We start from the raw sequence: 26,724 nt of genomic DNA on the forward strand, positions 1-26,724 counted from the left end.
TAGCCAGGCATTAATAGCGCCTTAACTCAGGCGTCATATACACATGGAGGTACTATGAATACTGCCACACTATTAAATTGCCTGATTATTATGGTTGTTTGCGCTTACGGAATAGCTTTCTTTGGTGGTTATTTAAAACAAGCTAAAACATCACCTGCGTTTGTATGGGTTAAAAACAAACATTCAAAGGCTCCTAAAATATTAGAGTTAATTTTCATTTTTGTCTTTGCATACAAAGCGGCAGAGTTATTAAAAAACTTACTGTTTTAGTTTGTAGTTCGCCTGCAAATAACATGCTAATTTACAATAGCATTGTTTGCTAGGGCGCATACACTCGTGGCGGATTCGCTATTGTGCTCCATCATTATAAAGTTATACGAATAAATGTGAAAAATAAGAAAATCATTGGTAACCTAAAAGCTCTATTCAAATAAGGAAGTTCTATGAAAAGCCGTACAAAAATAGTTTTATCAGCCGTTGCTTTTACATCTGTAATAAGCTTGCAGTCCTTTATCCTGTATCAGCAAAATCAAGCAAATAGTACTTTACATGGCAAAGTAGACAAGCTTCAGAGTCAAATTGAGCAAACAAGCAAAGCTAATCAAGATCTTCTCTTAAAAATAGAAAGCTTGGAGAGTAATTTAGAGCTTAAACCTCGTAGCCTTCTTTCTATGAATTAATTGGCTCTTTGAATAACAACCTAGTCAACCTACTGTTTTCTTGAGCTAGGTTGTTATATGCCAACAATTTTTACGAGTCGCACAGTCAAAGGGAAATATTTGATTTATCTATTCGCGTTTGTGTTGTTAGAGGCCGCAATTGCTTGGAATATAGCACGCGAAAGGCGCTCGCTATTAGAAAGTTATATACGTTGACAGTAAGGAGGTCATTATGAAGAAGGGTTTATTACTATTATTGCTTATTTTCTCAAACAGCTCTTGGAGTCAGACATACGAAGAGAAAATTGCTGCATCTAAAGCGTTTATTGGAAAGCCTGTTCAAGAACACACTTTTTATACTTTAGATAAACAACCAATTACCTTCCAAAACCTAAAAGGCGAAGCTGTAGTCGCTTACTTTTTCGCATCTTGGTGTTCTCCGTGTTATGAAGCGCTAGAGAACTTAAACAAAGCAATCGAAACTACCCCACCAACTGTGCACGTTGTTGCAATATCTTTAGACGAGGATTGGGCTAGTCTAGAAAGAATGTTAGAAAGAACTGGCTACACTGGAGAGGTATGGAAATCTGCTGACGCAGAGTTAGCATTTCAAGAGCGCTTATTCGCTAATTTTACCAGCTCTCTGCCTCATATTATTCGGATAGATGCACAAGGAATACTTATTGAAGGCGGTTCAAGAGTAAAATCCTTTGACCAATGGACAGCGCTCATCAATCAAAACGCTTCTATAAGTAAAGCCAGTGGTATTTAACAAGTAGGCAAGTTCGTCCACTCGAATAAGTCCCCTTTGGTCGTCTTCGCCTTTATGCCCACGAACGGGCGCCCAGAATTTGAAACTTATTGGCTATACTGGGAAATTTAATAACGAAACATAACGTGCCAAGTAAATGTAACGCGAATTCAACTTCGAAGTGCAAAACAAAGAACTAACTATGTAACTTTCTCAGCCTTGAAAAACTATCAGCAGACCACACTGATATTTAAACGATTAATTCAAGGATGAAGAAATGCCACAAATAAATAGTTTGTTTAAAGAAAAATCGATAGTAGCGGTTCTAGCTTTGTGCGTTTTTTCATTTGGAACTTACGTTGTTTATCGCCTGTGGCAGTTATCCGAAATACTGAATTCAACATCGGAAAGTCACATTTCAAAGGCATTTACATCCAGTGCAATTTCGATTCACATACTTTCGTTACTAGGGCTTGCTTACTATTTTCTGTTCCCTGCACCAGCAGCGTTACTAGTAACGGCTAAGGTTCTTCATCTAATATCCGCAGTTTTCCATATTGTATGGATTATCAAAGTTAGAAATAGAATTAATAGGGTAAATAAAGCGTCAAAAGGCAATTATTTGTGGCTAGACCCATTTCTGAGCAGCTTTTTTCATGTCATTTACTTTCAATACAAAATAAACCAATCTATAAGTTGTAGTATCTCTCGAAAAACTGCGTTATAAAAATTTAAGTAAGTTTCTCGCAGTATCACAGGGACACGAAAGCGGCGGCTCTAATGCATCGCTTTGATTAAAGACAGAATTAATATATGCGCCCTTTATTTAAGCGTCGTGCGCACAGGAGGTTACAATCACATGGAAAGTTTCATCCCTTTAGTTCTAATATCTATACTTATTTTTCTTCAAATAAAAAAATTTAGAGATATGTGTAAATATTTATCTTTCACCTACCCAGAAGAATGGGGGAAATTATCCCGTAACTCTTTAGGTGGGTCTCAGTGGTCAGTGACAAATGCAAATTTGAGTGAATCATTCAAAACAGGTTTTTTTTCGACTGTGGCCGATGAAAAAATAAGACAGTTTAAAAGGTTTAGATTATTGAATATGTTCTTGATGGGAGCAGTGATATTGCTACATTTTATCTTCTTTTGATGGCAGCAATGCACGCGTAGCAGCCTATTAACAAAGACAGACGCATGAATAACGGCTTCACTGAATTTGATGATATGCCGCACTGCCTCAGTCGTTTACTGAAAGCGATAGCGCACAACAAGTTAATGTAAAAGACTTATGATGAAACTGATACCTTACTCTAATTTAAAGCCCAGGAACCTAGGCATAATTCTATTTGTTGCGCGTTTGTTAGCTTATGCCGGTTATTTCTTTATAGGTGTAGCCCTTTTAGCTTTTTCTTCCGAAATTTATAATTATATATTTCCAATTGTACCGGTTGGCGGTCAAGGAGAAACCTATCATGGGGACACGTACATATTGGGAGTGATTACTCTTGTTTTTGCTATAGTTATATTGACCGTATCTGCTCTATTTGCTGCGCTCGTTTCTTGGGAGGCTTCACTCAAAAGCCCGAATGACCGGGAAATATAAAAGTGCTGGTTACTTATAGTTTTATATTGTCGTATAACACATCGTTAGGAACTGCTGTTAAAACTGTAGATATAAATGATGACAGAATTTATTTACTCGTCATCGACGCTATTAAGGCTTAGCAGCTGAAACAAAGCTCAACGCCTGCTTGGTTATAGCATTACGGTGAAGCACAGTGTTCATACCAACACAAGGAAGTATTATGATAAAAAATGAAATACCGGCTAGGATTATCCTAACTTTCTTCGCAATAGCTCCAATCTATTTAGCTGCTGGCTATTTTCAAGCAGACAAGCCATTCGCTGCTATATCTATGCTTCTTATCTCAATGCTGTTTTTGATTACTCAGGTGAACATCAAACAATTTTTGGTGCCGGAAAAGAAGCCAAAACCTAAATTAGTTTTTTTACAAATATTTATTGCTGTAATATCGTTGGCACTACTGGCAGCAAAGCTATTAGGTGTAACCTGATGCCATTTAATATGTACGTGATTTGAAAAACAGTTTGTTTAAGCAAGTTTAGAAGCACAATAACCACTAGTCAGCTTCTTCAATAAATAGAATGATATGACCCTTGATGAATTCAATCTCTTTTGCAAAGCGCTACCCCATACTACCCATGTTGTTCAATGGGGAAATTCAGATGTATGGAAGATAGGTGGGAAAGTTTTTGCTATAGGGAACATTGGCAAAGACGGGCACCCTGCTTTTACCTTTAAAACGTCAGAGCAAAACTATTATTTTCTGGAAGAAAAGCCTGGCTATAGGCCAGCGCCCTATCTTGCTAGTCGTGGTATGAAGTGGATACAGCAATACAACTGTGAGAACGATGAAGATGAAGCGTTAGAGTATTATCTAAGCGCATCATATAAGCTAGTATCGTTAGGGTTAACCAAAAAGATGCAAAAAGCCCTTGGTTTAAATCAATCTCAGTAAAAGGTACCTACCCTATGTTCAAAGCAAAAGGCTTTACGCGCAATATTCGCCCATATGTAGAAGCAGAACTAGCGCACGCTCATAAAATGCAAAACCAAAACAACCAAAAGTGTGCTTTTTCACACTTAGAAAATGCCCACGTTCTTGGTCAAGCCTCTACAAGACTGCACGTAGCGGTACACGTTCAAGTGCTTTTATGGGCAGTGAAACAAGGCAATATTGGTGAGTTTTTTGGTCAGCTTTTAAGAATTGCGGGTGCTGCCACAAAAACTGTTTTTGGGCTTGTACCTCATGGAAATACAGGTGGCGCTAACGTTAGCCCATTTAAGGCAATGCCAATTAAACCAAACTTAAATACGATCATAAAAAAAGCGCGTTCGAATGAAAATTAAAATTAACGTTGTCGATGCATTTACTAGTGTAAGGTTTAAAGGCAACCCTGCAGCTGTAGTTATAACGGGTAAATGGCTTAGCGATGAAAAAATGCAAGAAATCGCTGCTGAAAATAACCTTTCAGAAACCGCATTTTTAGTAGAAGACGATAACGGTGTATTTGGTATACGTTGGTTTTCCCCGATAACAGAAATCGACTTTTGCGGTCATGCAACGCTGGCTTCTGCATTTGTTATTTTTAGCGAAAATTATCAACTACCGCACATTTCGTTTTTCGCTAAATCGGTGGGGATGATGAAAGTCGTTAAGAAAGAAAACGGTTTCATTCAAATGGACTTCCCTAATAGAATGCCTCACCCTGTTGATGACGTGCCTGAAGCGTTACTACAAGGGCTTTCAATAAAACCCAAAAGCATTTTGAAAAATGATCAAGCGTATTTTGCTGTTTATTCCGACGAAGACGACGTTTTAAGTGTAATTCAAGACAGCGAACAACTGAAAACACTTGCGCCCTATGATGTGGTAGTGACAGCACCGGGTACTCAATTTGACTTCGTATCCCGTTATTTTTGGCCTGCGAACGGCGGTGATGAAGACCCGGTAACCGGTTCAATTCACACTGGGCTGGCGCCTTATTGGGCAAAAGTGCTTGGGCGGTCAAAGCTTATGGCTTATCAAGCATCTAAACGAGGTGGTACAGTAAAATGTGAAGTGACAGGCGACCGCGTGCTTATTTCAGGCCAAGCGGTGTCTTACCTTGAAGGTTATATTACTATTTAACAATTTAAAGAATAAAGCTGTAGAAGGAACTATATAAATGCAAAAAGTCGTTGAATTTAAAACTCGTAACTTTTGGTCTAGCCAACTTAATTTAGACACCCTTAACGAAGAAGTTACCAAATACAACAATCAGGGCTGGCGTGTTATTCAAGTAACACCAGTGTCGTCTTTTTCTGCACATGTTCGTTCGGTATTACTCCTTCTTGAAAGATCGAATAGTTAAAAGTAAAAACTAGAAAGAGCCAAACATTCTATGCTCGCTCCCTATCGAAAACAAAAAAGCGGAAGATATTTAACCTTCCGCTTTCACTCACGCAACAGCGCATTGCTGCCTCTAGTTTTAACTAGGCAAACGCCAAATTAGCGCCCTACTGCAATGCCTTCTCTGCGAGGATCTGCACCGCCAATTAGTTTACCTGACTTAAACTGAATTCCGTGAAGACCGCTGTTTAAATCGACGACTTTAACCTTGTGGCCAAGCGCTTTTAATGGCTCTTCGAGCTCGGCTATCGGCGTGCCCTTCTCTAACGCCGTATAGTCGTTTCTATTAGTTATTTTAGGTAAGTTGATAGCCTGTTGAATATCCAAGCCGAAGTCTAAAACACCAATTAGGGTTTGAGCGACATAGCTTACAATTCGAGAGCCGCCAGGCGAGCCTACAACAACCTCAAGGTTGCCTTCTTTGTCGAACACCATTGTAGGGCTCATCGCGCTTCTAGGGCGTTTACCAGGCTCTACGCGATTTGGTACAGGAAAACGGTTTTTAGTTGGCGAAAATGAAAAGTCGGTAAGCTGATTATTAAGCAGGAAGCCTTCTACCATAATCCCAGAACCAAACATAAATTCAATGCTGGTTGTCATTGATACTGCGTTACCTTCTTTGTCTACGATAGAGACGTGGGAGGTGTTTGGCAGTTCCATTGACGTACCAAGCGCAACATTCGCATCAGCGTACGGATTACCCGCGCGCTTGCGACGCCACTCTTTATCAACAGCAATATTCTCAGCCCGGCGCTCAAGATAAGCCGTATTGATCATGGCCGCAAACGGCAGGTTAGTAAAATCGCTATCCGCTATAAACTTCTCGCGATCGGCATACGAAAGCGCACTTGCCTGCGTGTACAAGTTCGCAAACTCTACTGAATCTGGCGCATACTGGCTAAGGTTAAAACCCTCTAACATTTTAAGAATTTGATAAACGTTCACACCACCAGAGCTAGGCGGTGCCATACCGCAAATACGCTTTTCGTGATATAACCCACAAACAGGTTCACGCTTTACAGGCTCGTAGCTTGCTAAGTCTTCTAATGTCATCTGACCTGGATTGATTTCAGCGCTGTTTACCGCTTTTACTATTTTTTCGGCAACTTCGCCTTTCAATAAATAGTCGCTGCCCTTTTCCGCAATACCTCTTAGGGTTTTAGCTAACTTTTTGTTTTTCTTAACCGTGCCTTCTTTTAACGGCAGGCCTGCAGGGAAGAAATAAGTAGAGCTTGCAGGAAACGTTTTAAGACCAGGGTGATAGTCCAATGCAACAAGTTTGGCTAAACGCGGCGATACTTTAAAGCCGTCTTCAGCTGTTTTGATTGTATCGTCAAACAGCGTATTCCAAGGTAGCTTACCAAACTCACCCTGCGCCATTTCTAACGCTTTCACTGCACCGGGCACGCCTACTGACTTACCGCCAACTACGGCATCTAACCAGCGCATTGGCTTATTACCTTCAATAAACCAATGAGAATTGACAGCTTTCGGCGCTGTTTCACGGCCATCGAAGGTGTGAAGTACTTTGTTCTTATTATCCCAATAAAGGATAAATGCACCACCACCGATGCCCGACGATTGCGGCTCAACCAGAGAAAGCATTGATTGAACAGCCACGGCAGCGTCTATGGCGCTGCCGCCTTTTTCTAAAACATTTTTCCCCGCCCATGACGCATAGGGGTTTGCCGCCACAACCATATAGTCTTTGGCTTCAAAGGCCTTTTTCTCTATGTAGCCTGTTGCCGCTTCAGGCTCACCAACTTCGCGAGCTTGTTTAGCGTTCGCTCCAAAAATGAAGCAACTAGATAATGCAAGTGTAACTACTGAAGCTCTGAACAAAGCACTGCGTCTCAAAATAATACTTCCTCTTATTTAAATTTTTCGGGGTTAATTGGCCGTTTTTTTAGAAACGCATCAAACGCTTCTTGGGCTGCGGTTGTGCCCAACGCTTCTAAAAATATATCGAACTCTTCATTCATTTGTTGGTTCGTTCGCTCCCCATCGCCTTTTAATAACGCTTTAGTTTGTCTAAGCGAGAATGAAGGCTTGGCAACGAGTTTGTCTACCGTTGATTGAACAGTTTGCTCTATTTCTTTCGCGTCGATTATTTTAGTTAAGATACCAAATTGATAAGCATCGGCAGACGTAAAGGGTTCACCTAGCATTAACCATTCTGCCGCTTTGATATGACCCGCAACCTTAGGCAAAAGATAACTTGATGCATACTCGGGAACAAGCCCTAAGTTGATGAACGGTAGAACAAATCGGGTATCTGGTGTGGCGTATACAAAATCGCAGTGCAGTAAAAGCGTTGTGCCTATCCCTACCGCCAAGCCGTGAACTTGTGCAATAACCGGTAAGTGGCAGGCGGCAAGTGCGCGCATAAAGGCAGCGGTCTCAGGCACTTGGGCGTGATCTTGTTGCTGCGCAAAGTCGCCAATATCATTCCCCGCGGTAAAACAATCACCGGCACCTTTTATCACCACCACTTTCGTTAAGCCATCATTCTTAACACCTAATATGGCATTCGCCATTTCTTGGTACATATCGCGCGTTAACGCATTTTTCTTGTCGGTGCGGTTGAGCGTAATGGTTAAGCATTGCTGATTATTTTCGGTAATGATGTAGGACATGATCACTCCTTTTCTGTCGTCTTTTTTATTTCGGGTGTACTTCAGTTTTCACCCAGTAGGCAATTTCTGTATCATAGCCAGCAAATTCTGAATTCAAAAATAACTAACACTGATGATGTCACTGCCGTTTTCGCTTAAGTATAGCGCTGGTCCTTTATTTATAGCGCTATGCTCCGTTGTCGCGTTTTTCTTTGAGCCTATGTCTGGCAATTATTTGGCTTACGACAGATATGCCATTCAAGGCCTAGAGACTTGGCGTATAGTCAGCGGCAATATCGTGCACACCAATGGCTACCACCTACTTTTAAATTTAGCAGGTCTGGCGCTGTTGTGGGCCTTGCATGGTGAACATTATCGCATTGGCTTGTACTTAAAAGTTTTCGTGTGGTGCTGCTTAGGAACCAGTGTCGGTCTTTATTTCTTCTCTCCAGATCTGATTTGGTACGCCGGTTTGTCAGGCGCACTACACGGTATTTTCGCATGGGGTGCTTGTGTGGATATTAAAGAAAAGATGAAGTCGGGTTGGTTGTTACTTCTTGGCTTAGCCTTGAAAGTAGGATACGAACAAATTGACGGTAGCAGCAAACAAGTTGCTAACCTAATTGACGCAAAAGTTGCCGTAGATGCGCATTTATTCGGCGCGCTTACCGGTATCGCAATCTTTTTACTTATGTTTATTACGGCGAAAAGAAAATAGAAACTAGAGCGATATAGCGTCACTCTTTTTGCGCATTTTGATTTGTTAAAACAGATTAACGTGCTGAAGCAAAAAAAAGAAGATTTAAAAAAAGGCCCGAATTCATTGAATTTGGGCCTTTTTTGTAAGCTTTTTTTTCCGTCCTTAATAGCTACCGCGCTGTGAGCAACTCAGTGGCTCTTAATCACTGGGTTGCACTCGCATTTCTGCCTATAAGTTTTCTTCGAATAGCTTGTATATACGACGGTATTCATCAAGCCAAGAGCTTGGTTGTACGAAGCCATGTGGCTCTACCGGATAAATTGCCGTTTCAAAATCTTCCTTTTCGAGCTCGATAAGGCGCTGTACCAATCGCACGGTGTCGTGGAAAAACACATTGTCATCAACCATAGGCGCATTGATAAGCAATGGCTTTTCTAGCCCATCTGCGAAATAAATTGGCGAGCTACGCTCAAACGCAATGGGGTCGATATCAGGCGTATTCAGAATATTAGCCGTATATGGCGTGTTGTAATGGGCCCAATCAGTTACCGGACGAAGTGCTGCACCTGCCGCAAACAGATCTGGCGCGGTAAACATAGACATAAAGGTTAAGAAGCCGCCGTATGAACCGCCGTATGTGCCAATACGCTCACGATCTACATTTGCATTTTCGACAAGCCAGTTCACACCATCACGCAAATCTTGCACTTCAGGCGTACCCATTTGACGATAAATAGCGGTTCGCCAATCACGTCCGTAGCCAGCACTAGCGCGATAATCCATATCTAGTACGACATAGCCTTGCTGCACTAGCATGCTATGGAACATGTATTCTCTAAAGTAACCAGACCACCCCATGTGGGCGTTTTGCAAATAGCCTGCACCGTGATTAAACACTACCGCTTTATTTGGTGCCGACTTATCGTAATTTTCCGGTAGATACACTCGTGCGTAGATAGGTGCATCGGTATGCGACGATTCAATAGCAACGATGTTAGGCACCGCCCAAGGAAGTGCGTTGAAAGTAGCGCTGGTGCTTTGTGTAATTTGCTTTGCTGCAGTTGTTTCATCTGCAGGCTTAATGTAAAGCTCTTGTGGCTGATTAACTTTACTATGGCTTAGCAGCAAATTTTTACCATCAGGGCTAAGTGAGTAATCTGTCATACCATTCAAATCAGTCATGGTATCGATGGTGTTGTCACTTAAATCAGCACGATAAACTTCGTAAAGCCCCGGATGCTCCATGTTTGCTTTAAAGTAGATATAGTTGTCATCGCCAGAAAGGGTTAGATCGTCAACAATAAAACGGCCACTGGTTAGCGCGACAGGTTTCTCGCCTGGTTTTTGAATGTATAAATGCGAATAACCGGTATGCTCAGACTGATAGTAAAGCGTCTCGCTGTCATTTAGCCAATCAAACGCGTTGAAACGGTAGTTTACCCACGCATCGTCATGAAGCCTGTGTTGATTTTCTAGCGTTTTATTTGCTAGGTCGACCGTTGCAATCCAGCGGTCTTTATTGTCCCACGCTTCTAGCATAACAGCAACGGCGTTACCGTTTTTGTGCCAGCGAATCGAAGGTTTGGTCCAGTACCAGCTCTGCAGTAAGGTAATGTCGCGCGGCAAACGATTAACTTCATAGGTCTCGCCTTTTGCTTTCGCGTTTTCAGCTTTTACGTCAGCAAGAACATCGTCGTTGTAGCCAGGCAAATTAAAGTATTTAAGTTCACTCTTCTCGCCAGTTTTTAAATTAAGCAGCCACAGTTCATGATTTACCGACTCTGCATCTGCCACACGTTGGCGTACCGGCTTCGCAGCAATTCGACTGTCTTCTTGAATGTAGTGCGGCATGATATCGCTATCATCGCGAGTCGGCTTACTTTCAGTGGTTGCTACTACTGCGAAGTTACCCGCAGGTGATACGCTGATACCCGCTAACCGATGCGACTTATCAAAGTAAAATGGCGTGGGCGCTACACTGCTGTTTTCTTTGGCCAACGCTTTATGCGCGTCATCTTTTTCTTGCCTGTTTTTGCGCTGTAGTTTGATATATTCCACCAGCGACTGCTGCTGCTCGGCAATATAATCTTTAGGCGGCTCAACCGCTTTGGGCTCGTCGCTGAACTCCCAGCTCAACAATTCTTCGCGGGTGCCGTTAGACAGGTCTATAGCTATGAATTTGTTACCGCTTAACGCCATTAAACGACCATCGGTCATAAATGAAAGCGTAGATAGCGTATTACCGCCACGCGCGATACGCACGGTTTCACCGTTGGTAAACTGCACATAAACACTGTCTTCAAATGAATAAGCAATCACACCATCTTTTCTTACTACGCGTTCGTCAAAACGGTACTTGTGTAAATCTGATAGCGGTGCTTTTACGGCATTTGCAGGGTTAGAAAGCTCTGCAATATAGACATCTGTCAGTGCACTATTCTGTCTTTCTTTTTCAAAAACAATTTTATCGCCATTGACCGACCAACCCATAGCCTCTGGCAACGCGCCAATCCATTGAGGATCTGACATAATTTGCTTCAGTGTGATTTCACCTTTTTGCGTGCTGTTCTGAGGCGCGACATCTGGTGTGACGGTTTGCTGAACTGTGGCAGCAGGAAGCGATGTAGACGTTGTTTGACTCGATGGTTCGTTAGTAGTGCTTGCACATCCGCCTAGCGCAAAGGTAACACTAGCCGCAATGAGTAAAGAAGAGTATTTTTTCATTATTTTAAGTCGTTGTTATGTAAAAATCGTTAACATTATACGCAGAGCCGCTGCTAAAGCGCTAACGTTCATCGATTGAGATAGTGAACCAAACGTAAACCATCCTCGTTTATGGTTTTGGAATAAGGTCCGTTGTACTTTGACAAAATAACAAAAATTAACTGATGAGGTAAAACACTATGAAAGCCAGAGGTTTTATACCAGCACTGCTTGTACTCAGCTCTTTCACGTCAGCTAGCTTTGCGAACGAGTGCCCTAGCGTACTTAAATTTATGAAGCGTAAGCTCAATTCACAAGAAACGGTGAATTTGTGTAGTGAATATGGGGGAAAGACACTACTTGTCGTTAACACTGCCAGCTATTGTGGTTTTACGCCACAATTTGAAGGGTTAGAAGCGCTATACAGTGACTATAAAGATAAGGACTTTGTCGTACTTGGTTTCCCTTCACACGATTTCAATCAAGAAGACAGCGATGAGGGCAAAACGGCAGAATTATGCGAACTAACCTACGGCGTTAAATTTCCTATGTTTGAACCTATATCGGTGAAAGGTGACGACGCAGACCCAATGTATCGAATGCTAAAAACCGCCACCGGCAAAGCACCGTCTTGGAACTTTAATAAGTACCTTATTGACAGCACAGGTAAACAAATCACTCACTACCCTAGCTCGACTAAACCTACAGACCCTGACTTCATTGCCGATGTTGAAGCACTTATCAAGGGTGAATAGGTTTTCGCTTGTTCATTTTCGTTTAATCAAAAAGAATATTCGCAAAAAGTTTTGGTCATAAAAAAGCCCCGCGTAATACGCGGGGCAAACAAGCACACTCAACTTGGAACACACTTTTAGCTGAAAACATACTTCCTACGTTTTAGCTAACTGCATTAATTTAGTGTGCTTAGTCGTTAGTTAGTTCAATAATTTTTTCACTTGCATCGGCAAAAGCCTTGTTTGCTTGCTCTTCACCCATGTTAAGTCCTTCAGCATAAACGAATTGTACATCGCTAATACCTATGAAATTTAAAAAGTGTTTTAAGTATGGCGTTTGTGTATCGAAGTCCGACCCAGCATAAACTCCACCGCGAGCAGCAAAAACCGTAGCTGATTTATTTTCCAGCAAACCAACAGGGCCAGTCTCGGTATATTTAAACGTTATGCCCGCTCGTGCAATGCGATCGAAGTAGGCTTTCAAACTAGATGGAATACCAAAGTTGTACATTGGCACTGCCAATACAATTTCATCAGCGGCTTTTACTGCTTCAACAATATCGTCCGAGATCTTCGCTAGTGCTTGTTGAGACTCATCTCGCTCTGCTGCATCAGTCATCCACGCTTGCATCTCTACGCCCGTTAAGTGAGGTAGCGCCAGTGAGGCTACATCCACGCGGTTAATATGTACTGAGCCATCACTTTCAATTTTTGAAAGATATTCGTCTGCTATTTTTGAAGAATTGCCTTGTTCGCCACTAAGGCTGGAAAATATAGCTAAAACTGTTTTCATGCCGCACTCCAATGTTCGTTGTTTGGTTAATACACAACTATGTTAGCGGATTAAGGTTGGATGAAAATCTCAAAAATATGAGGTAACCATTCTAATTTTCAGAACGAAAGTAGGCAAAATGAAACCTTTGTAAATTACTTGAAAACATTACATTACGTTAATGTTGCAAGGAGGATGATCTTCTCTTATTTGCCTCGCGTAATCGAGTTTGCCACAACACAATAAAGAGGATACAAAAAATGAGAAGGACCAAAACGCTCCTTGCATGCTCAATCTTACCACTATTTTTAATCGGCTGCTCTGACGATGACGACGATGACGTTGTTGAAGTCCCCGCCCCCGTTATCGAATATTCAAATGTGCGCGTTGTGCATGCCGCATCTGACGCCCCTATGGTTAATGTTACCGCTAATGATGCGATCCTTAACGGATTAGAGAATGTTGACTACCAAGTTGCTTCATCTCGCTTTGAAGTAGAAACAGGTACCTACGACATTGGCGTTACCGGTATTCTGCCAGGTGAAAATGCTGAAGTGCTTCAGGCCGACGTAACGCTAGAAGCAGATATGAACTACGATGTATTTGCCGTGGGGAATGTAAGCGATGAAACGCTAGCGTTATTAACGGTAACCAGCATGGAAACCACCGTTGAAGCCGGTAATGCACAAGTGCAGATTGTACACGCAGCATCTATGGCACCAACGGTCGACATTTACGTCACTGCGCCAGATACCGACATCACTGCGGAACAACCACTAGTCACCGCTGAATTTACTGATTCGACAGATTTGATTCAAGTACCTGCGGGCGATTATCAAATTCGCATTACACCGGCAGGTGAAACAACGGTTGTATACGACTCGGGTACGGTTAACTTAGCTGACGGTGCTGATTTGCTTATTGCCGCAACTAATAACGTCGGTACCGGAGATTCACCTGTTACGCTCTTAGCTGCAGACGGTGACAGCAGCTTCAAGATATGGGATGCAGAAGCAGGTGCCGAAATTCGCGTAGTGCACGGTATCAGCGACGCACCAGCGGTAGATGTTTTAGCGAATAACGAGATTGTGCTGGTAGACGGAATACAGTTCCCTCGTACGACAGACTACTTGTCTGTTGCAGCAGGTGACTACCTTATTGACGTGGTAGCAGATAGCGACAACAGTGTTGTGGCAATTGACGATGCTGAGTTGACACTAGAAGTAGGTATGTCTTATACCGCTATAGCAAATAACGTTTTAGCTGCACCAGAACTTGATGTACTTGTTGATATGCCTCGCTCAGTAGCGACAGAAGCTAAAGTGCGTATTGTACATGCTTCACCTTCAGCAGGTAACGTCGATATCTACGTAACCGCAGATGGCGAAATTGATGCGGTTGACCCGGCATTTGCCGACATTGCCTATGAAACTGGTGAGCTAGTTGAAACAGGTTACGTTAGCTTAGCGGAAGGTGACTACGTGGTGACGGTTACACCAACAGGCACTAAAACAGCGGCCATCGAAACAGGCGTTTTGACGCTTGAGAATGGTGAGATTTACACCGCTATCGCACTAGATGGAGCAATGGACGGCGACCTACCTCAATTAGCACTGCTTGATGGACTTGCGCCACCTCCACCTGCTTTTAATGCTGACATGACTTACAACGTTAATTTAAGCGGATCTCAAGAAGTGCCTGCTGTTGATACTATGTCTACTGCAACGGCAGTGGTTGAAATTGACGAAGATTTACCTGCATTTAGTGTAAGCGTTGATGTTTCAGGCCTAACTGACGTTACTGGTGTGCACGTGCATGATGGCGGCATTGGTATGAACGGCCCAGTTGCTTTCCCACTGACTGATGCTGGTAATGGTACTTATGTTCTCGCTGAAACTAATATTTCACCAAGTAACTTAGATGCGCTGACTAGCGGTGAGTGGTATTTAAATGTTCACACTACCGCTAACCCTAACGGTGAAGTGCGTGGTCAGATTGTTCCCGACACAACTGCGGTAGTAACATTCTCACTAAGCGGCAGCCAAGAGGTACCAGCAGTAGATACTATGGCAATGGGCTCTGGCTATGCGCTCTTCGACACCACAAACAACAATGTTTCTCTTGTGGCGGTAACCACTATCGAAAATGCAACCATGGCACACATTCACACAGGCTTCGCTGGTGTAAATGGAGACGTTCTTGTAGGGCTTGTGGAAAGCGAAGGTACAGCTGGTGTTTGGATGACCGACGGAAGTGTAATACTAGATGAAGCCACAGCTACGCTATTACTATCAGGTGGTCACTATGTAAACGTACATACAGCGGCATTCACTGGTGGTGAAATTCGCGGTCAGATCACGCCTGACAACATTGAAGTATACGGCATCGTTGCCGATGGCTTACAAGAAGTGCCTGCAGTAACAACAACAGCAAGCGGTGCGGGCGCATTTACGCTCAACACATCCACAGGCGCATTATCTGGTAGCGTAACTATAACTGGTATGACAGCCAATATGGCGCACATTCACGAAGGTGCAGCGGGTGTTAATGGTGGTGTATTACTAGGGCTTACTGACGGTTCAGATGGAATTTGGTCGGTGCCTGCTAATACAACGCTAACGGCTGAACAAATGGGCGTGATGGCTGACGGAGGTCTTTACACAAACTTCCATTCAGACGCATTTCCGAGTGGTGAAATTCGCGGTCAAATCACGCTAGGTTTTGACTAACAGATTTCAGTCAAACATATTGCTTTCATCATATTGAACGCAATTAGAACAAAATAAAAAAGGGGCGAAAGCCCCTTTTTCTGTACTTTACCCTAGCAAAACATTGTCTAAATCGTGTTTAGCGCTGCTTCAAAATCCGCGATCAGATCCTGAGTGTCTTCAATACCTACCGAAATACGTAGCATGGTATCGGAAATCCCCATAAGCTCACGTTCTTCTGCCGTGTTCTCGAAATAAATAGTAGGTGCCACAGGTAGTGCAAGGGTGCGATTATCGCCTAAATGGGTGGCACAGATTACCAGCTCCATCTCGTTTAAAAACGCAACCGGATCAGCACCATCAATTAGATCAAAGCTTAAAATTGCTCCGTAGCCACCGTTTAGGTATTCCCGTGCCATGAAATGCTGAGGATGATCGGCAAGACCTGGATAAAACACTTTAGATACTTTTGGATGATTGTCTAAAAACGTTGCTAGCTGCATAGCATTGTGCTGGCTTCGTGCTAAACGCAAATCAAGGGTTTCCATGCCCAATGCAATAGCCGTAGCTGACTGTGGTGCCAATGTAGCACCTAGGTCGCGAAGACCTTTCTTTTTAATTTGAGTGATGCCCCATTGCGCAATATCTGCAACCTGATAAGCAGGCTTGAGGTTGTCAAACTTTGTCCAGTCGAAGTTGCCTGTGTCAACCACTGCTCCACCTAATACATTGCCGTGACCTGCGATGTATTTGGTTAAAGAGCAAAACACCAGTGATGCCTTAACGTCTTTTGCGTAGAAAACTGGTGGCGGTGTCATGGTGTTATCAACCATAAACAGCATGTGCTTCTCTTCACAGAATTGACCAATGGCATGAAGATCAGCAACCTGAGTTACAGGGTTGGCGACGGTTTCCGTGTAGACACCTTTTGTGTTTGGCTGATACGCTTCTTTAACTTGTTGAATATCGGTCACGTCAGTGTAGGTAACCTGCACTCCGAAATCTTTAATCGTTTCGAAAAAGCTTCTTGTGTTGCCGAAAAGGTATTGGCTTACAATTAAATGATCGCCCGCCTTTAACAAGGCAAATAAAGAACTGCTTATGGCCGCCATACCGGTTGAGTAACATAACGCGCCTACACCGGCCTCTAAGTCATTTAGCATATTTTGTAATGCAGCCACCGAAGGCGAAGAAGAACGAGAGTAGACGTGAGCGGCGCGCTTGCCTTGAAACGCATCTATGATGCCTTGCGCATCTTTAAACTCAAAAAGAACCGAATTAGATGTGCTGCTGTGAACACCACCATGTTCCGGGGTGTTTAGCATGCGATCAGAATGTACCTGACGGGTTGTGAATCCCAATTTTGTCACGGGTGAAGCTCCGAAAATAGATGTTTGCGACCTAGCCAAATACGCACCCTATTAGTCTATGTTAAACAGATGCGTACAAACCACTTACAAAAATGGTTATGGCTTTATAATGCAGTTTTTAGGATATTTTGCGCAAACATTATCATAAAACGTATAAATAGTTTGCATTTGTTCATCTATATTAGTCACTTTCTGAATAATTGGCCCCAATACAATTCTTTTTCTAGCGTAGTCCAGCCCTATGACTTGAATAGGAATTTCGGCTTGCTGTGCGATGTGCATAAACCCTGTTTTCCATGGATAAATGGGGCTACGTGTACCTTCAGGCGCTAATGCAAGAATAAGCTGATCAGCGTCTTTAATTTTATTTGCAATGGAGGTGACCACGCCGTGGGCTTTGCTTCTTTCAATGGGAATGCCCCCTAACTTCCTTACAATGGCACCTAGTGGTGGCTTGAAGATGGTGTGTTTGCCAAAAAAGTTAATATTCAGCTTGAATGAAAAAACCACGAACAAGCCAATGAAAAAGTCCCAGTTTGATGTATGCGGTGCTACCGCTAGTATGGCTTTTTTCTGATTAATCAGTTCGCCTTCTACTTGCCAGCCTCTTTTTGTGAGTACCCATGCGGCAAACGACGACAGCCAATTTGGCCACTTACGAGGTATACTGCTCCCTACGATGACTTTACTGGCTGGTTGAGAATGGTTATTAGGGTGCGAGGGTTTTGTCATTATTATTATGCTCTGCTTTTGTCCTATATTGGGTTTTATTTAAGGCTTGCTTTAGGGCTTTATATTCCGGTGAGCTACATCGGCATGGCACTATTGGCAGTTTGCTTTAAATACTTCATAGGCCTTAGTGCTTTCTTTTTCTGTTTTGTACCCGCATATTCCTTTATTACGTAACACACTATACTGCACGTAACACATCATACTGCGCGTACATTGACGAAGAGTAATCAAAATGGAAATGTAACGCAATTGTTAACACAAGCAATTGAGCGATGTGTGGTGAACAAGTTAAGAAAAGGACACTAGTACGCAATGTGTATTTTATTTATCGCAAACAAAATGCGAGATGACTACCCTCTTATAATTGCGGCAAATCGAGATGAGTTTTACGCAAGACCAACTGCACCATCAACATTTTGGGAAAGCCACCCGCACTTGCTTGCTGGGCAGGATTTAGAAGCTAATGGAACTTGGATGGGTGTTACGCGTAACGGAAAAATTGCAGCACTTACCAATGTGAGAGACCCACACAACATCAATAAAAATGCTGTATCCCGCGGCGAATTAGTTGCTAATTGGCTAAAACAAAACCCGGCCCAAAAAGATTATGCCGAACAGTCAGCATATTTAGCTACCCTTGAAGAAACTCGTCACCAGTACAACGGATATAACTTACTATTTGGCGATGTAACTGCACTTCGCGTTTACAACAACGTAAACAATTCGACCCACTCAATTGATACCGGTGTGTATGGGCTGTCAAATGCTGATATTGCTACTCCATGGCCAAAAGTCACTCAAGGGGTTACTGCTTTAAATGACTATGTGCAGCAGCAAAGCACAATCAATGCTGAAGATTTATTTAATATTTTGCGCCACGAAAACAAAGCAGAGGATGCCCTGCTACCCGACACGGGTATAGGTTATGAGTGGGAAAAGGCGTTATCTTCCATTTTCATTCAAACAGAAAAATACGGCACGCGTACATCGACTTTGTTATTGGTGGATAAAAACAATATGCTCACTTGGAAAGAACGTCGGTTCTCAGACAAAGGAAAAACAGTGGAAACTCGTGCCTTTTCTTTTTCAATTTAAGGTATTTTTGAAATGAAACTTTCGTTTACGCTTTATAAAGCAAGTTAATTGAAATATTTTCAACCTTTAGGGGTCGTTTTTTCTACCATCGGTGGCATAATGCCTGCCTGCTAATTATTGCACACCAACGTAACGTGAGGACATATCGTGTTTGAAGTATTACCCCATCTCGCCCCAGATCCAATTCTTGGCCTGTCAGCTGCTTTTCGTGAAGACACCAACCCAAATAAAATCGATTTAGGTGTTGGCGTTTATAAAGATGAGCAAGGTAATACCCCTATTCTTTCAAGTGTCGCTAAAGCGCAAAAAGTGCTTTTAGACAAAGAAACCAGCAAAACCTACATTACGCCTCAGGGCAACCAAGGTTTTATTGACGGTATGTTGTCTTTGCTTTTAGGTAAGAATAGCCCAGTACTTCTTGCTGACCGCGTTGCAGCGGTTCAAGCTCCGGGTGGTTGTGGCGCGCTGCGTATTCTTTCAGAATTGCTAGTGCGTTGTAATGAAAATGGCAAAGTATGGGTAAGTGACCCAACATGGGCTAACCATATTCCACTTATCGGCTCTGCGGGCCTTAAAATTGAAACCTACCCGTACTTCGATAAAGCATCAGCGAGCATTCGTTTCGACGCTATGATGGAAACCCTTCGCAAAACTGAAAAAGGCGACATCGTTCTTCTTCACGGGTGCTGTCACAACCCAACAGGTGCTGACCTTACTAATGCACAATGGGATGAAGTACTAGAAGTAGCGAAAGAGCGTGAATTCTTGCCTTTCATCGATGTGGCTTACCTTGGTTTCGGTGAAGGTTTAGACGAAGATGCGTACGGCATGCGTTTGTTGGTTGAAAATCTTCCAGAAGTAATTGTAGCGGCATCTTGCTCTAAAAACTTCGGCCTTTATCGTGAGCGTGTTGGCCTTGCAGCTATCATCACTGAAGATTCAGCAACCCGTAAAATTGCGCAGGGTCAAATTCAGTCAATCGCACGTGGCATCTACTCTATGCCGCCAAGCTACGGTGGTGCACTAGTAGACATCATTCTTGCTGACGAAGCACTTAATAACGAGTGGGTATCTGAAGTGAACGAAATGCGCGACCGTATGAAGTCTCTACGTGCCATGCTTGTCCAAAACCTTCACGATAATGGTTCACCAAAAGACTTTAGCTTCGTGAACGACCAAAAAGGTATGTTCTCTTTCTTGTGTATTACACCTGAGCAAGTGCGCGAAGTACGTGAAAAGCACAGTGTCTACTTTGTTGATTCTAGCCGCGTAAACATTGCGGGCATCAACCAAGAAAACGTAGAAACGCTAGCAAAAGCATTGGTGTCAGTGCTTTAAGCGAAAATTAGCGGTTTTAAAATTTCAAAAGGCAGAGTTGATACTCTGCCTTTTTTGTTTTCAAGTTATTCGTCTTTCCTTTCACCTTTTCTTTTCGTGCGACAAGCGTATTCATACATGCTTTCAATTGCAGTTAGTCACACTTCCTAACAAATTTACGTCGTGCTTTATACACTTTTTCATAGGGCGCATAGAATATTATCGTTACACTATAACAATGTTGACGTAGACGTTAACTTTGTATTTATTAATACTGACGTATAACAATGAGATTAACGACAAGAACAAGGATCACTGATGTCTAAAGTAAGTGTATTTTGTATTTCTGCCGCATTGCTAGGCAGTGCTATGCAGGTAGATGCTAAGGAAGGCATGTTCACGCCAGAACAGCTCCCTTCAATTGCTGGCGATTTAAAAGAAACCGGTTTGGAAATTCCTGCAAGTAGTATTAACGACTTAACCGCGTTTCCAATGGGCGCTATTGTTTCTCTTGGTGGGTGTTCAGCATCGTTTGTGTCTGACAAAGGCTTGGCAGTAACCAATCACCACTGCGCACGCGGTTCAGTACAATACAACAGTACCCCAGAAAATAACTACTTAAAAGACGGTTTTCTAGCAAAAGAAATTGGTGACGAACTGCCCGCCGCACCGGGTACTCGCATGTTTGTTACTGTGGATTTTTCTGACGTAACCGACAAAGTTATTGGCGGTATCGATGATGATGTTCAAGGACGTGAGCGCTACGATCTTATCGAAGCTAATCGCAAAGCTCTCATTGCAGAATGTGAATCTGAAGCAGGCTTCCGCTGCTCTGTACCTTCATTTTTCCAAGGCCTTGAATACAAGCTTATTAAGCAGATGGAAATCCGTGACGTGCGTATTGCCTATGCACCTGCTGACTCTATCGGGAAATACGGCGGTGACGTAGATAACTGGATGTGGCCTCGTCACACCGGTGATTTTTCTTTCTATCGTGCTTATGTTGGCAAAGACGGTAAACCAGCTGATTACAGTGAAGACAACGTGCCGTATAAACCTGATCATTTCCTGAAAGTATCGGCTGCGGGTCTTGAAGATGGTGATTTTGTTATGGCAGCGGGCTACCCTGGTTCTACAAACCGCTATGCCCGGTTGTCGCAAGTTTCGTACATGTTTGATTGGCTGTACCCTACTTACCTTGAACTGGTAGACGAATGGATCAAGACCATTGAAAGCTCGTCTGAAGAAGGAAGCGATGCCCGCATTAAATATGAAGCAACGCTTGCAGGTCTGAATAACTTTCACAAAAATACTTTAGGCCAGCTTTCTGGTGCTAAGCGTGTCGGACTTGTTCCTCGCCGCGCCGAGCGTGAAGAGCAACTAGCAGCATGGCTAGATAAAAATGGTAAGAGTGAACTGAAGCAATCATTGGCCGCTCTTGATGCGGTTAGCGCTGAACAAATGCAGATGAACAAGCAAAACTTCTGGTACAACAACCTAAGTCGCGCACAGCTTTTATCTTCTGCTCAAACCCTTTATCGCAATGCAATTGAAAGAGAAAAGCCAGATGCAGAGCGCGAACGTGGGTATCAAGAGCGCGATCAAATTCGCCTTAAAGAAAGCGCAGAACGTATAGAACGCCGCTTTGATGCGGTTGTTGATCAAGCAGTGTGGCAAAAGATGATTAGCATGTACCTAGAACAGCCTGAAGAGAACCGAGTTGCGGCTTTCGATAAAGCAGTAGGCATTGATGGTAATACTGACAGCAAAACACTTCATAAAAAGTTAAAAGCATTTTATGACAACACGTCACTTAACAATACTGAAGAGCGCTTGAAGTGGTTAACAGCGAGCCGTGCTGATTTCGAAAACAGCAGCGACCCATTCATTAAACTTGCCGTTGCGCTATTTGATACCGAAATGGCGATTGAAGATAAGAGCAAAACGCTTAGCGGTAAAGCTGCTGCACTTCGCCCTAAATATATGAGTGCGATTATCGAGTGGCAAAAATCTTTAGGCAGCCTTGCTTACCCAGATGCCAACAGCACGCTTCGTGTGACTTACGGTAATGTGATGGGCGGCTCTCCAAAAGATGGCCTTATATACGAACCCTTTACCCGTCTTGAAGGCATTACGGAAAAAGATACCGGCGAAACACCGTTTGATTCACCGAAAAAGCAGCTTGAGCTTATTAAAGACAAGCAATACGGTCCGTACAAACTTGAAGACATCAATAGCGTGCCGGTTAATTTCCTTACCGATTTAGACTCAACAGGCGGTAACTCAGGCTCAGCAACGCTTAACGCAAAAGCAGAACTGATCGGTTTGTTATTTGATGGTACATTTGAAAGCGTTAATTCAGATTGGGATTTCGACCCGAAAACAACCCGCACCATTCACGTAGACTCGCGCTACATGCTATGGGTAATGGAGTACGTTGACGGTGCAACAAACCTCATCGAAGAGATGACAATCGTTAAATAAAGCCAAATTATGGGGTCAGAGCCTTAACTCTGACCCCATAATTTATTTGAGGTTGCGGAGGCCTTGGGTTAAGAGGCGGTCTAGCGCATTGGCAAAGTTTTGTTTGTCGCGCTGGGAGAAGGCCTTTGGGCCGCCTGTGTGTTCGCCGCTTGAACGCATGGTGTCCATGAAATCTCGCATGCCTAAAATTTGCTTGATAGACGACTTGTCGTATTCCTCACCACGGTTGTTTAATGCAAGGGCATTTTTTGCCAGTACATCAGCGGCCAATGGAATGTCATTGGTAATGACTAAGTCACCGGCTTCGCACTTATCTACTATATAGTCGTCAGCAGCATCAAAGCCTGAAGGTACTTGCGTTAAAGTTATGTGTTTGTCTGGTGGGACAGACATAAAATGGTTAGCCACCAAAGACAAAGGCAGCTTTGTACGTCTAGCTGCCTTAAAAAGAATGTCTTTGATCACTGCAGGGCACGCGTCGGCGTCAACCCATATATGCATGGTCGTATCTCGTAATTGAAACTAATTACGCTAGCATACCACCATCTACTACTACTGTCGTGCCTGTGGTGTAGCTTGAAGCGTCGGATACTAAGTACAATACTGTCCCCGCCATTTCATCTGGATCTGCTACGCGGCCCAGCGGAATAACTTTCAGCGCGTGTTTTAAGATTTGCTCGTTGGTTGTTAACGCTGACGCAAATTTAGTGTCGGTCAAACCTGGCAGTAATGCATTTACGCGAATGTTTAAGCTACCGCACTCTTTTGCGAACGACTTAGTCATGCTGATAACGGCCGCTTTAGTAATAGAGTAGATACCCTGCATATCACCTGGCGTTACGCCATTTACAGAAGCGGTATTGAGTATGACGCCACCGCCCTGCTCTTTCATCATTTTGCCAGCTTCAATCGACATGAAGAAGTAGCCACGAATGTTTACATCTACAGTTTTGTTATAAGCGCCTAAGTCAGTATCTAAAATGTGTCCAAAGTAGGGATTGGCTGCCGCGTTGTTTACAAGAATGTCCAGCTTGCCGAAATCGCGCTTAATGACGTTAAATGCTTCTGTGATTTGTTCCATTTCACCCACATGACACGCCAGCGCTGTCGCCTTCCCCCCCGCATCGCGAATTGAAGAGGCTACGGCTTCACAGCCGTCAATTTTGCGGCTTGATACAATAACGTGGGCGCCATATTGCGCGAGTAACCGAGCAATAGATTCGCCGATACCACGACTAGCACCTGTAACCAGCGCCACTTTTCCTGTTAAATCAAATAGGTTGTTCATTAAACATTCCTTCTCTTGCCGTTTTTACGCAAACTACGTATTTCAGTGTCCTATCTACGATAGCTGCATTTGTCGTGTAATAAGTCTTTTAAAGGCTCTAAAATACGCTCCCCTAAAAGCTTATCGTTTTATCTTCATCACACTTGGCGCTTATGCCAACATACCGCCATCAAGTACCACAGACTGCCCCGTCATAAATGACGATTCATCACTACACAGCCATGCAATAGCATTTGCAATTTCTTCAGGCTTACCCAAGCGTTTCATTGGGTTGGCAGCAATTAACCCTTTTTGACCGCGTTCATCTAGTTTAGATAACACACCTTGAACCATAGGCGTATCAACAAAACTCGGACATACCGCGTTAATACGAATGTTCGCTCGCGCGTATTCCACCGCCGCCGATTTAGTTAGCCCTATTACCCCGTGCTTTGACGCACTATAGGCACTTATCATTGGCGCTGAACGTAACCCTGCTACGGAAGCTATATTGATTATGTGACCGCCACCAGTCGTGGTCATGTGCTTCAGCGCGTTTTTCATGCAGTACCAAACGCCAGCTAAGTTGACTTGAATGTTTTTCATAAACATAGCGTCGTCGACTTCGGTAAGTGGCGCAGGAAAATGATCGATGCCCGCGTTATTGATGATCACATCTATCTTTTCAAGATGAGAAAACGCTGTTTCAAACATAGCTTTGACCTGAGCAGGCTCGGTAACATCCACAGTCACTGCATAGGCTTTGCCGCCAGCAGCAATGATTTCTTGAGCCAATGCATTCGCGTTGTCTTCATTTAAATCGGCAATTCCTACTATTGCGCCACGCTGTGCTAACACGCGAGCCGATGCAGCACCGATACCTGACCCACCGCCAGTGATAAGAATATGTTTGCCTTCAACATTTGCAGCTACATTCATTAGCCGTACTCCAGTTTAATTTTTGTGCGCTGTACTTTTCTTTGCAGTGTCCTAATGCGCAAATGGGAATATCAAAAAGTTAGAAATAGCTTGCCTTTACATTGTTGCAAGATGCTTCTCGTGAGGTCAGTACTTCTATATCGCGACTGACTAGCGGCAATTCCCAATTTAGGAAATATTCTGCTGCCGCCAGTTTTCCTTCGTAGAAGTCAACATCCTGATCGCCTGCACCATTACTTAACGCTTGCTCGGCAACGTTAGCTTGGCGCAGCCAAATCCAACTCACTACACAGCTTGAAAATATATTTAAGAAGCAGCATGCGTTGGTTAGCAACACAGACTGTTTATCAGAGCGTAGGTCTGCTGCCGCTTGTTGTATAAGTGCGCCAAGCTGGTCCAAATAAGGTTTAAGTTTTGCCGCCAACGCCTGCGCCCTAGGCGTTTCTGCACGCTTCATATCGCGCGTGACACGAGAAAGTAGCACTTGAAGGCCTTTTCCGTCGTGCTGCCACAGCTTTCTTCCTAGCAGGTCTAACGCCTGAATGCCGTTAGTCCCCTCATGAATTGGGTTTAGGCGGTTATCGCGCCAGCACTGTTCAACTGGGTATTCGCGGGTGTAGCCAGCGCCGCCTAGAATCTGAATAGCCAAGTCGTTAGCTTTAGGGCCAAACTCTGACGGCCACGCCTTGAATACAGGGGTTAAGAGATCAAGAAGTTGAGAAAGCTCGGTACGTTTTTCACTGTCTGCTTCGGTTTCCATTTCATCAATGAGCATGCTGCCGTATAAGCAAAGGGACATACCGCCTTCACAATACGCTTTCTGCGCTAGCAGCATACGGCGAACGTCGCCGTGATTAATAATTGGCGTTGGATCGTCTTCAGGTGCTAAGTTTGGTGCGGCGCGCCCTTGTGTACGGTCTTTTGCGTACTCCAATGAATATCGATAGCCGCGATACCCTATCATTGCCGCACCGTAACCTACACCGATACGTGCTTCGTTCATCATCATGAACATATAGCGCAAACCTTGGTGAGGTTGACCTATAAGGTAGCCATGACAATCGCCATTTTCTCCAAACGTTAGCGCCGTTGAAGTGGTGCCTCGATAACCCATTTTATGAATAAGGCCGGCAAGAGTTACATCGTTGCGTACATCTGGGTTGCCGTCTGCATCTAGTCGGTATTTAGGTACGGCAAATAATGAAATGCCTTTAACACCTGCAGGACCGCCAGGAATTTTTGCTAATACCAGATGAACAATGTTATCGGAAAGCTCATGCTCACCACCTGATATATAAATTTTGCTACCTTTAATGCGGTACGTACCATCGTCCTGAGGCTTCGCAGAAGTGCGTATATCAGCTAGAGCCGAACCCGCATGAGGCTCGGTAAGCGCCATCGTTCCGGTAAAATCGCCTGCCAGCATTTTTGATAAAAATGCGTCTTTGATATCGTCTGAGGCAAAGTGTTTGATTACATTGGCGGCAGCCGCTGTTAAAAAGGGATAAGCAGTAGACGACGGGTTTGCCGCTAAAAAATATCCAGCACAGGCATTCATTACGGTGACGGGTAGCTGCATACCACCATCTTCAAAATCGAAGTGACCCGCAATAAAGCCTGATTCCCTGTACGTATCGAAAGCGACTTTCACTTCGTCGATCATCGACACTTTAGTGCCATCAAACGTAGGCTCGTTTTTGTCAGCTACTGCGTTATGAGGAAGAAACAACTCTTCTGCCATTTTTTCTGCCATATCTATAACGGCGTTAAAGGTTTCAACATTGTGTTCTTCAAAGCGTGGCTTTTCGCACAGTACTGCTGTGTTCAATACCTCGTACAGCTGAAATTGCATTTCACGGCGGGGAATAAGTTGATCGGCCATGTTGTCCTGTCCTCTA

General features: G+C 43.5%; 24 protein-coding genes. 14 read left to right on the forward strand and 10 right to left on the reverse strand.

Annotation, left to right across the window (positions count from 1 at the left end; translation table 11 throughout):
• Positions 1–54 precede the first annotated feature (54 nt).
• The 8 genes from PCAR9_RS10875 to PCAR9_RS10910 all read left to right on the forward strand — a co-directional run bounded on the left by PCAR9_RS10875 (position 55) and on the right by PCAR9_RS10910 (position 5,352).
• Positions 55–270 (forward strand): hypothetical protein, encoded by a 216-nt coding sequence (locus PCAR9_RS10875; protein ID WP_179983609.1) that lies wholly within the window; start codon positions 55–57, stop codon positions 268–270.
• Between the two features lie 173 nt (positions 271–443).
• Positions 444–680, forward strand: coding sequence for a hypothetical protein (locus tag PCAR9_RS10880; RefSeq protein ID WP_179983610.1), 237 nt, complete (start codon positions 444–446; stop codon positions 678–680).
• Positions 681–891: 211 nt separating this feature from the next.
• Positions 892–1,431, forward strand: coding sequence for a TlpA family protein disulfide reductase (locus PCAR9_RS10885; RefSeq protein WP_179983611.1), 540 nt, complete (start codon positions 892–894; stop codon positions 1,429–1,431).
• A 1,790-nt stretch (positions 1,432–3,221) separates the two neighbouring features.
• A complete protein-coding gene (locus PCAR9_RS10890; protein ID WP_179983612.1) occupies positions 3,222–3,491 on the forward strand; it encodes a hypothetical protein in 270 nt (89 codons plus the stop codon).
• A gap of 96 nt (positions 3,492–3,587) precedes the next feature.
• Entirely contained in the window at positions 3,588–3,956 is a 369-nt protein-coding gene (locus PCAR9_RS10895) for an MmcQ/YjbR family DNA-binding protein (protein WP_179983613.1), read from the forward strand.
• A gap of 14 nt (positions 3,957–3,970) precedes the next feature.
• A complete protein-coding gene (locus tag PCAR9_RS10900; protein WP_179983614.1) occupies positions 3,971–4,348 on the forward strand; it encodes a DUF3703 domain-containing protein in 378 nt (125 codons plus the stop codon).
• Entirely contained in the window at positions 4,338–5,129 is a 792-nt protein-coding gene (locus PCAR9_RS10905) for a PhzF family phenazine biosynthesis protein (protein WP_179983615.1), read from the forward strand. Before PCAR9_RS10900 ends, PCAR9_RS10905 begins: the two co-directional genes overlap by 11 nt.
• 37 nt (positions 5,130–5,166) lie before the next feature.
• Complete coding sequence (locus tag PCAR9_RS10910) at positions 5,167–5,352, forward strand: DUF4177 domain-containing protein (RefSeq protein WP_179983616.1); 186 nt, start codon at positions 5,167–5,169, stop codon at positions 5,350–5,352.
• A gap of 137 nt (positions 5,353–5,489) precedes the next feature.
• Here PCAR9_RS10910 and ggt read toward each other — a convergent pair whose 3' ends face one another.
• A complete protein-coding gene (gene ggt, locus PCAR9_RS10915) occupies positions 5,490–7,247 on the reverse strand; it encodes a gamma-glutamyltransferase (protein ID WP_179983617.1) in 1,758 nt (585 codons plus the stop codon).
• 14 nt (positions 7,248–7,261) lie between these two features.
• Positions 7,262–8,026, reverse strand: coding sequence for an enoyl-CoA hydratase (locus PCAR9_RS10920; protein WP_179983618.1), 765 nt, complete (start codon positions 8,024–8,026; stop codon positions 7,262–7,264).
• Between the two features lie 112 nt (positions 8,027–8,138).
• On the opposite strand from PCAR9_RS10920, the gene rrtA reads away from it, so the two are divergent.
• Entirely contained in the window at positions 8,139–8,723 is a 585-nt protein-coding gene (rrtA, locus tag PCAR9_RS10925; RefSeq protein ID WP_179983619.1) for a rhombosortase, read from the forward strand.
• A 210-nt stretch (positions 8,724–8,933) separates the two neighbouring features.
• Here the strand turns inward: rrtA and PCAR9_RS10930 are convergent, their stop codons facing one another.
• Complete coding sequence (locus PCAR9_RS10930) at positions 8,934–11,429, reverse strand: prolyl oligopeptidase family serine peptidase (RefSeq protein ID WP_179983620.1); 2,496 nt, start codon at positions 11,427–11,429, stop codon at positions 8,934–8,936.
• Between the two features lie 179 nt (positions 11,430–11,608).
• Between PCAR9_RS10930 and PCAR9_RS10935 the strand changes: the two genes are divergently transcribed.
• Positions 11,609–12,163 carry a glutathione peroxidase gene (locus PCAR9_RS10935; RefSeq protein WP_179983621.1) on the forward strand — a complete coding sequence of 185 codons (555 nt, stop codon included), beginning with the start codon at positions 11,609–11,611 and terminating at the stop codon, positions 12,161–12,163.
• Positions 12,164–12,332: 169 nt separating this feature from the next.
• On the opposite strand, the gene PCAR9_RS10940 is transcribed toward PCAR9_RS10935, so the two are convergent.
• Positions 12,333–12,935, reverse strand: coding sequence for an FMN-dependent NADH-azoreductase (locus PCAR9_RS10940; protein WP_179983622.1), 603 nt, complete (start codon positions 12,933–12,935; stop codon positions 12,333–12,335).
• A gap of 239 nt (positions 12,936–13,174) precedes the next feature.
• Here PCAR9_RS10940 and PCAR9_RS10945 point away from each other — a divergent pair, with 239 nt between their 5' ends.
• Positions 13,175–15,643 carry a CHRD domain-containing protein gene (locus PCAR9_RS10945; protein ID WP_179983623.1) on the forward strand — a complete coding sequence of 823 codons (2,469 nt, stop codon included), beginning with the start codon at positions 13,175–13,177 and terminating at the stop codon, positions 15,641–15,643.
• Positions 15,644–15,750: 107 nt separating this feature from the next.
• On the opposite strand, the gene PCAR9_RS10950 is transcribed toward PCAR9_RS10945, so the two are convergent.
• Together PCAR9_RS10950 and PCAR9_RS10955 are read right to left on the reverse strand one after the other, a co-directional pair.
• Positions 15,751–16,992, reverse strand: a complete 1,242-nt coding sequence (locus tag PCAR9_RS10950; RefSeq protein WP_179983624.1) for a cystathionine gamma-synthase family protein — start codon at positions 16,990–16,992, stop codon at positions 15,751–15,753.
• A 96-nt stretch (positions 16,993–17,088) separates the two neighbouring features.
• On the reverse strand, positions 17,089–17,724 hold the full coding sequence (locus PCAR9_RS10955) for a 1-acyl-sn-glycerol-3-phosphate acyltransferase (protein WP_179983625.1): 636 nt from the start codon (positions 17,722–17,724) through the stop codon (positions 17,089–17,091).
• 312 nt (positions 17,725–18,036) lie between these two features.
• Between PCAR9_RS10955 and PCAR9_RS10960 the strand changes: the two genes are divergently transcribed.
• The 3 genes from PCAR9_RS10960 to PCAR9_RS10970 all read left to right on the forward strand — a co-directional run bounded on the left by PCAR9_RS10960 (position 18,037) and on the right by PCAR9_RS10970 (position 22,620).
• Positions 18,037–18,819 carry an NRDE family protein gene (locus PCAR9_RS10960; RefSeq protein ID WP_179983626.1) on the forward strand — a complete coding sequence of 261 codons (783 nt, stop codon included), beginning with the start codon at positions 18,037–18,039 and terminating at the stop codon, positions 18,817–18,819.
• Positions 18,820–18,966: 147 nt separating this feature from the next.
• Complete coding sequence (locus PCAR9_RS10965) at positions 18,967–20,157, forward strand: amino acid aminotransferase (RefSeq protein ID WP_039222153.1); 1,191 nt, start codon at positions 18,967–18,969, stop codon at positions 20,155–20,157.
• 297 nt (positions 20,158–20,454) lie between these two features.
• Positions 20,455–22,620 carry a S46 family peptidase gene (locus PCAR9_RS10970; RefSeq protein WP_179983627.1) on the forward strand — a complete coding sequence of 722 codons (2,166 nt, stop codon included), beginning with the start codon at positions 20,455–20,457 and terminating at the stop codon, positions 22,618–22,620.
• 42 nt (positions 22,621–22,662) lie between these two features.
• Here the strand turns inward: PCAR9_RS10970 and PCAR9_RS10975 are convergent, their stop codons facing one another.
• The 4 genes from PCAR9_RS10975 to PCAR9_RS10990 form a co-directional block, all read right to left on the reverse strand.
• Positions 22,663–23,121, reverse strand: a complete 459-nt coding sequence (locus PCAR9_RS10975) for a YaiI/YqxD family protein (RefSeq protein WP_179983628.1) — start codon at positions 23,119–23,121, stop codon at positions 22,663–22,665.
• 25 nt (positions 23,122–23,146) lie between these two features.
• Positions 23,147–23,908 (reverse strand): SDR family oxidoreductase, encoded by a 762-nt coding sequence (locus PCAR9_RS10980; protein WP_118494390.1) that lies wholly within the window; start codon positions 23,906–23,908, stop codon positions 23,147–23,149.
• 150 nt (positions 23,909–24,058) lie between these two features.
• Entirely contained in the window at positions 24,059–24,826 is a 768-nt protein-coding gene (locus tag PCAR9_RS10985) for an SDR family NAD(P)-dependent oxidoreductase (protein ID WP_179983629.1), read from the reverse strand.
• 79 nt (positions 24,827–24,905) lie between these two features.
• Entirely contained in the window at positions 24,906–26,708 is a 1,803-nt protein-coding gene (locus PCAR9_RS10990; RefSeq protein ID WP_179983630.1) for an acyl-CoA dehydrogenase, read from the reverse strand.
• Between the last annotated feature and the right edge of the window lie 16 nt (positions 26,709–26,724).

Origin of the sequence: Alteromonas macleodii, from assembly GCF_903772925.1 — a bacterium.
Taxonomy (GTDB): Bacteria; Pseudomonadota; Gammaproteobacteria; order Enterobacterales; family Alteromonadaceae; genus Alteromonas; species Alteromonas macleodii_A.

What these genes read in the sequence shown, in the direction of transcription:
- PCAR9_RS10905 (WP_179983615.1), top strand. Translation starts at nt 4,338, where the DNA reads ATGAAAATTAAAATTAACGTTGTCGATGCATTTACTAGTGTAAGGTTT.
- PCAR9_RS10875 (WP_179983609.1), top strand. Translation starts at nt 55, where the DNA reads ATGAATACTGCCACACTATTAAATTGCCTGATTATTATGGTTGTTTGC.
- PCAR9_RS10945 (WP_179983623.1), top strand. Translation starts at nt 13,175, where the DNA reads ATGAGAAGGACCAAAACGCTCCTTGCATGCTCAATCTTACCACTATTT.
- PCAR9_RS10985 (WP_179983629.1), bottom strand. Translation starts at nt 24,826, where the DNA reads ATGAATGTAGCTGCAAATGTTGAAGGCAAACATATTCTTATCACTGGC.
- PCAR9_RS10895 (WP_179983613.1), top strand. Translation starts at nt 3,588, where the DNA reads ATGACCCTTGATGAATTCAATCTCTTTTGCAAAGCGCTACCCCATACT.
- PCAR9_RS10930 (WP_179983620.1), bottom strand. Translation starts at nt 11,429, where the DNA reads ATGAAAAAATACTCTTCTTTACTCATTGCGGCTAGTGTTACCTTTGCG.
- PCAR9_RS10920 (WP_179983618.1), bottom strand. Translation starts at nt 8,026, where the DNA reads ATGTCCTACATCATTACCGAAAATAATCAGCAATGCTTAACCATTACG.
- PCAR9_RS10900 (WP_179983614.1), top strand. Translation starts at nt 3,971, where the DNA reads ATGTTCAAAGCAAAAGGCTTTACGCGCAATATTCGCCCATATGTAGAA.
- PCAR9_RS10955 (WP_179983625.1), bottom strand. Translation starts at nt 17,724, where the DNA reads ATGACAAAACCCTCGCACCCTAATAACCATTCTCAACCAGCCAGTAAA.
- PCAR9_RS10940 (WP_179983622.1), bottom strand. Translation starts at nt 12,935, where the DNA reads ATGAAAACAGTTTTAGCTATATTTTCCAGCCTTAGTGGCGAACAAGGC.
- PCAR9_RS10910 (WP_179983616.1), top strand. Translation starts at nt 5,167, where the DNA reads ATGCAAAAAGTCGTTGAATTTAAAACTCGTAACTTTTGGTCTAGCCAA.
- PCAR9_RS10890 (WP_179983612.1), top strand. Translation starts at nt 3,222, where the DNA reads ATGATAAAAAATGAAATACCGGCTAGGATTATCCTAACTTTCTTCGCA.
- PCAR9_RS10980 (WP_118494390.1), bottom strand. Translation starts at nt 23,908, where the DNA reads ATGAACAACCTATTTGATTTAACAGGAAAAGTGGCGCTGGTTACAGGT.
- PCAR9_RS10990 (WP_179983630.1), bottom strand. Translation starts at nt 26,708, where the DNA reads ATGGCCGATCAACTTATTCCCCGCCGTGAAATGCAATTTCAGCTGTAC.
- PCAR9_RS10880 (WP_179983610.1), top strand. Translation starts at nt 444, where the DNA reads ATGAAAAGCCGTACAAAAATAGTTTTATCAGCCGTTGCTTTTACATCT.
- PCAR9_RS10935 (WP_179983621.1), top strand. Translation starts at nt 11,609, where the DNA reads ATGAAAGCCAGAGGTTTTATACCAGCACTGCTTGTACTCAGCTCTTTC.
- rrtA (WP_179983619.1), top strand. Translation starts at nt 8,139, where the DNA reads ATGATGTCACTGCCGTTTTCGCTTAAGTATAGCGCTGGTCCTTTATTT.
- PCAR9_RS10960 (WP_179983626.1), top strand. Translation starts at nt 18,037, where the DNA reads ATGTGTATTTTATTTATCGCAAACAAAATGCGAGATGACTACCCTCTT.
- PCAR9_RS10885 (WP_179983611.1), top strand. Translation starts at nt 892, where the DNA reads ATGAAGAAGGGTTTATTACTATTATTGCTTATTTTCTCAAACAGCTCT.
- PCAR9_RS10970 (WP_179983627.1), top strand. Translation starts at nt 20,455, where the DNA reads ATGTCTAAAGTAAGTGTATTTTGTATTTCTGCCGCATTGCTAGGCAGT.
- PCAR9_RS10975 (WP_179983628.1), bottom strand. Translation starts at nt 23,121, where the DNA reads ATGCATATATGGGTTGACGCCGACGCGTGCCCTGCAGTGATCAAAGAC.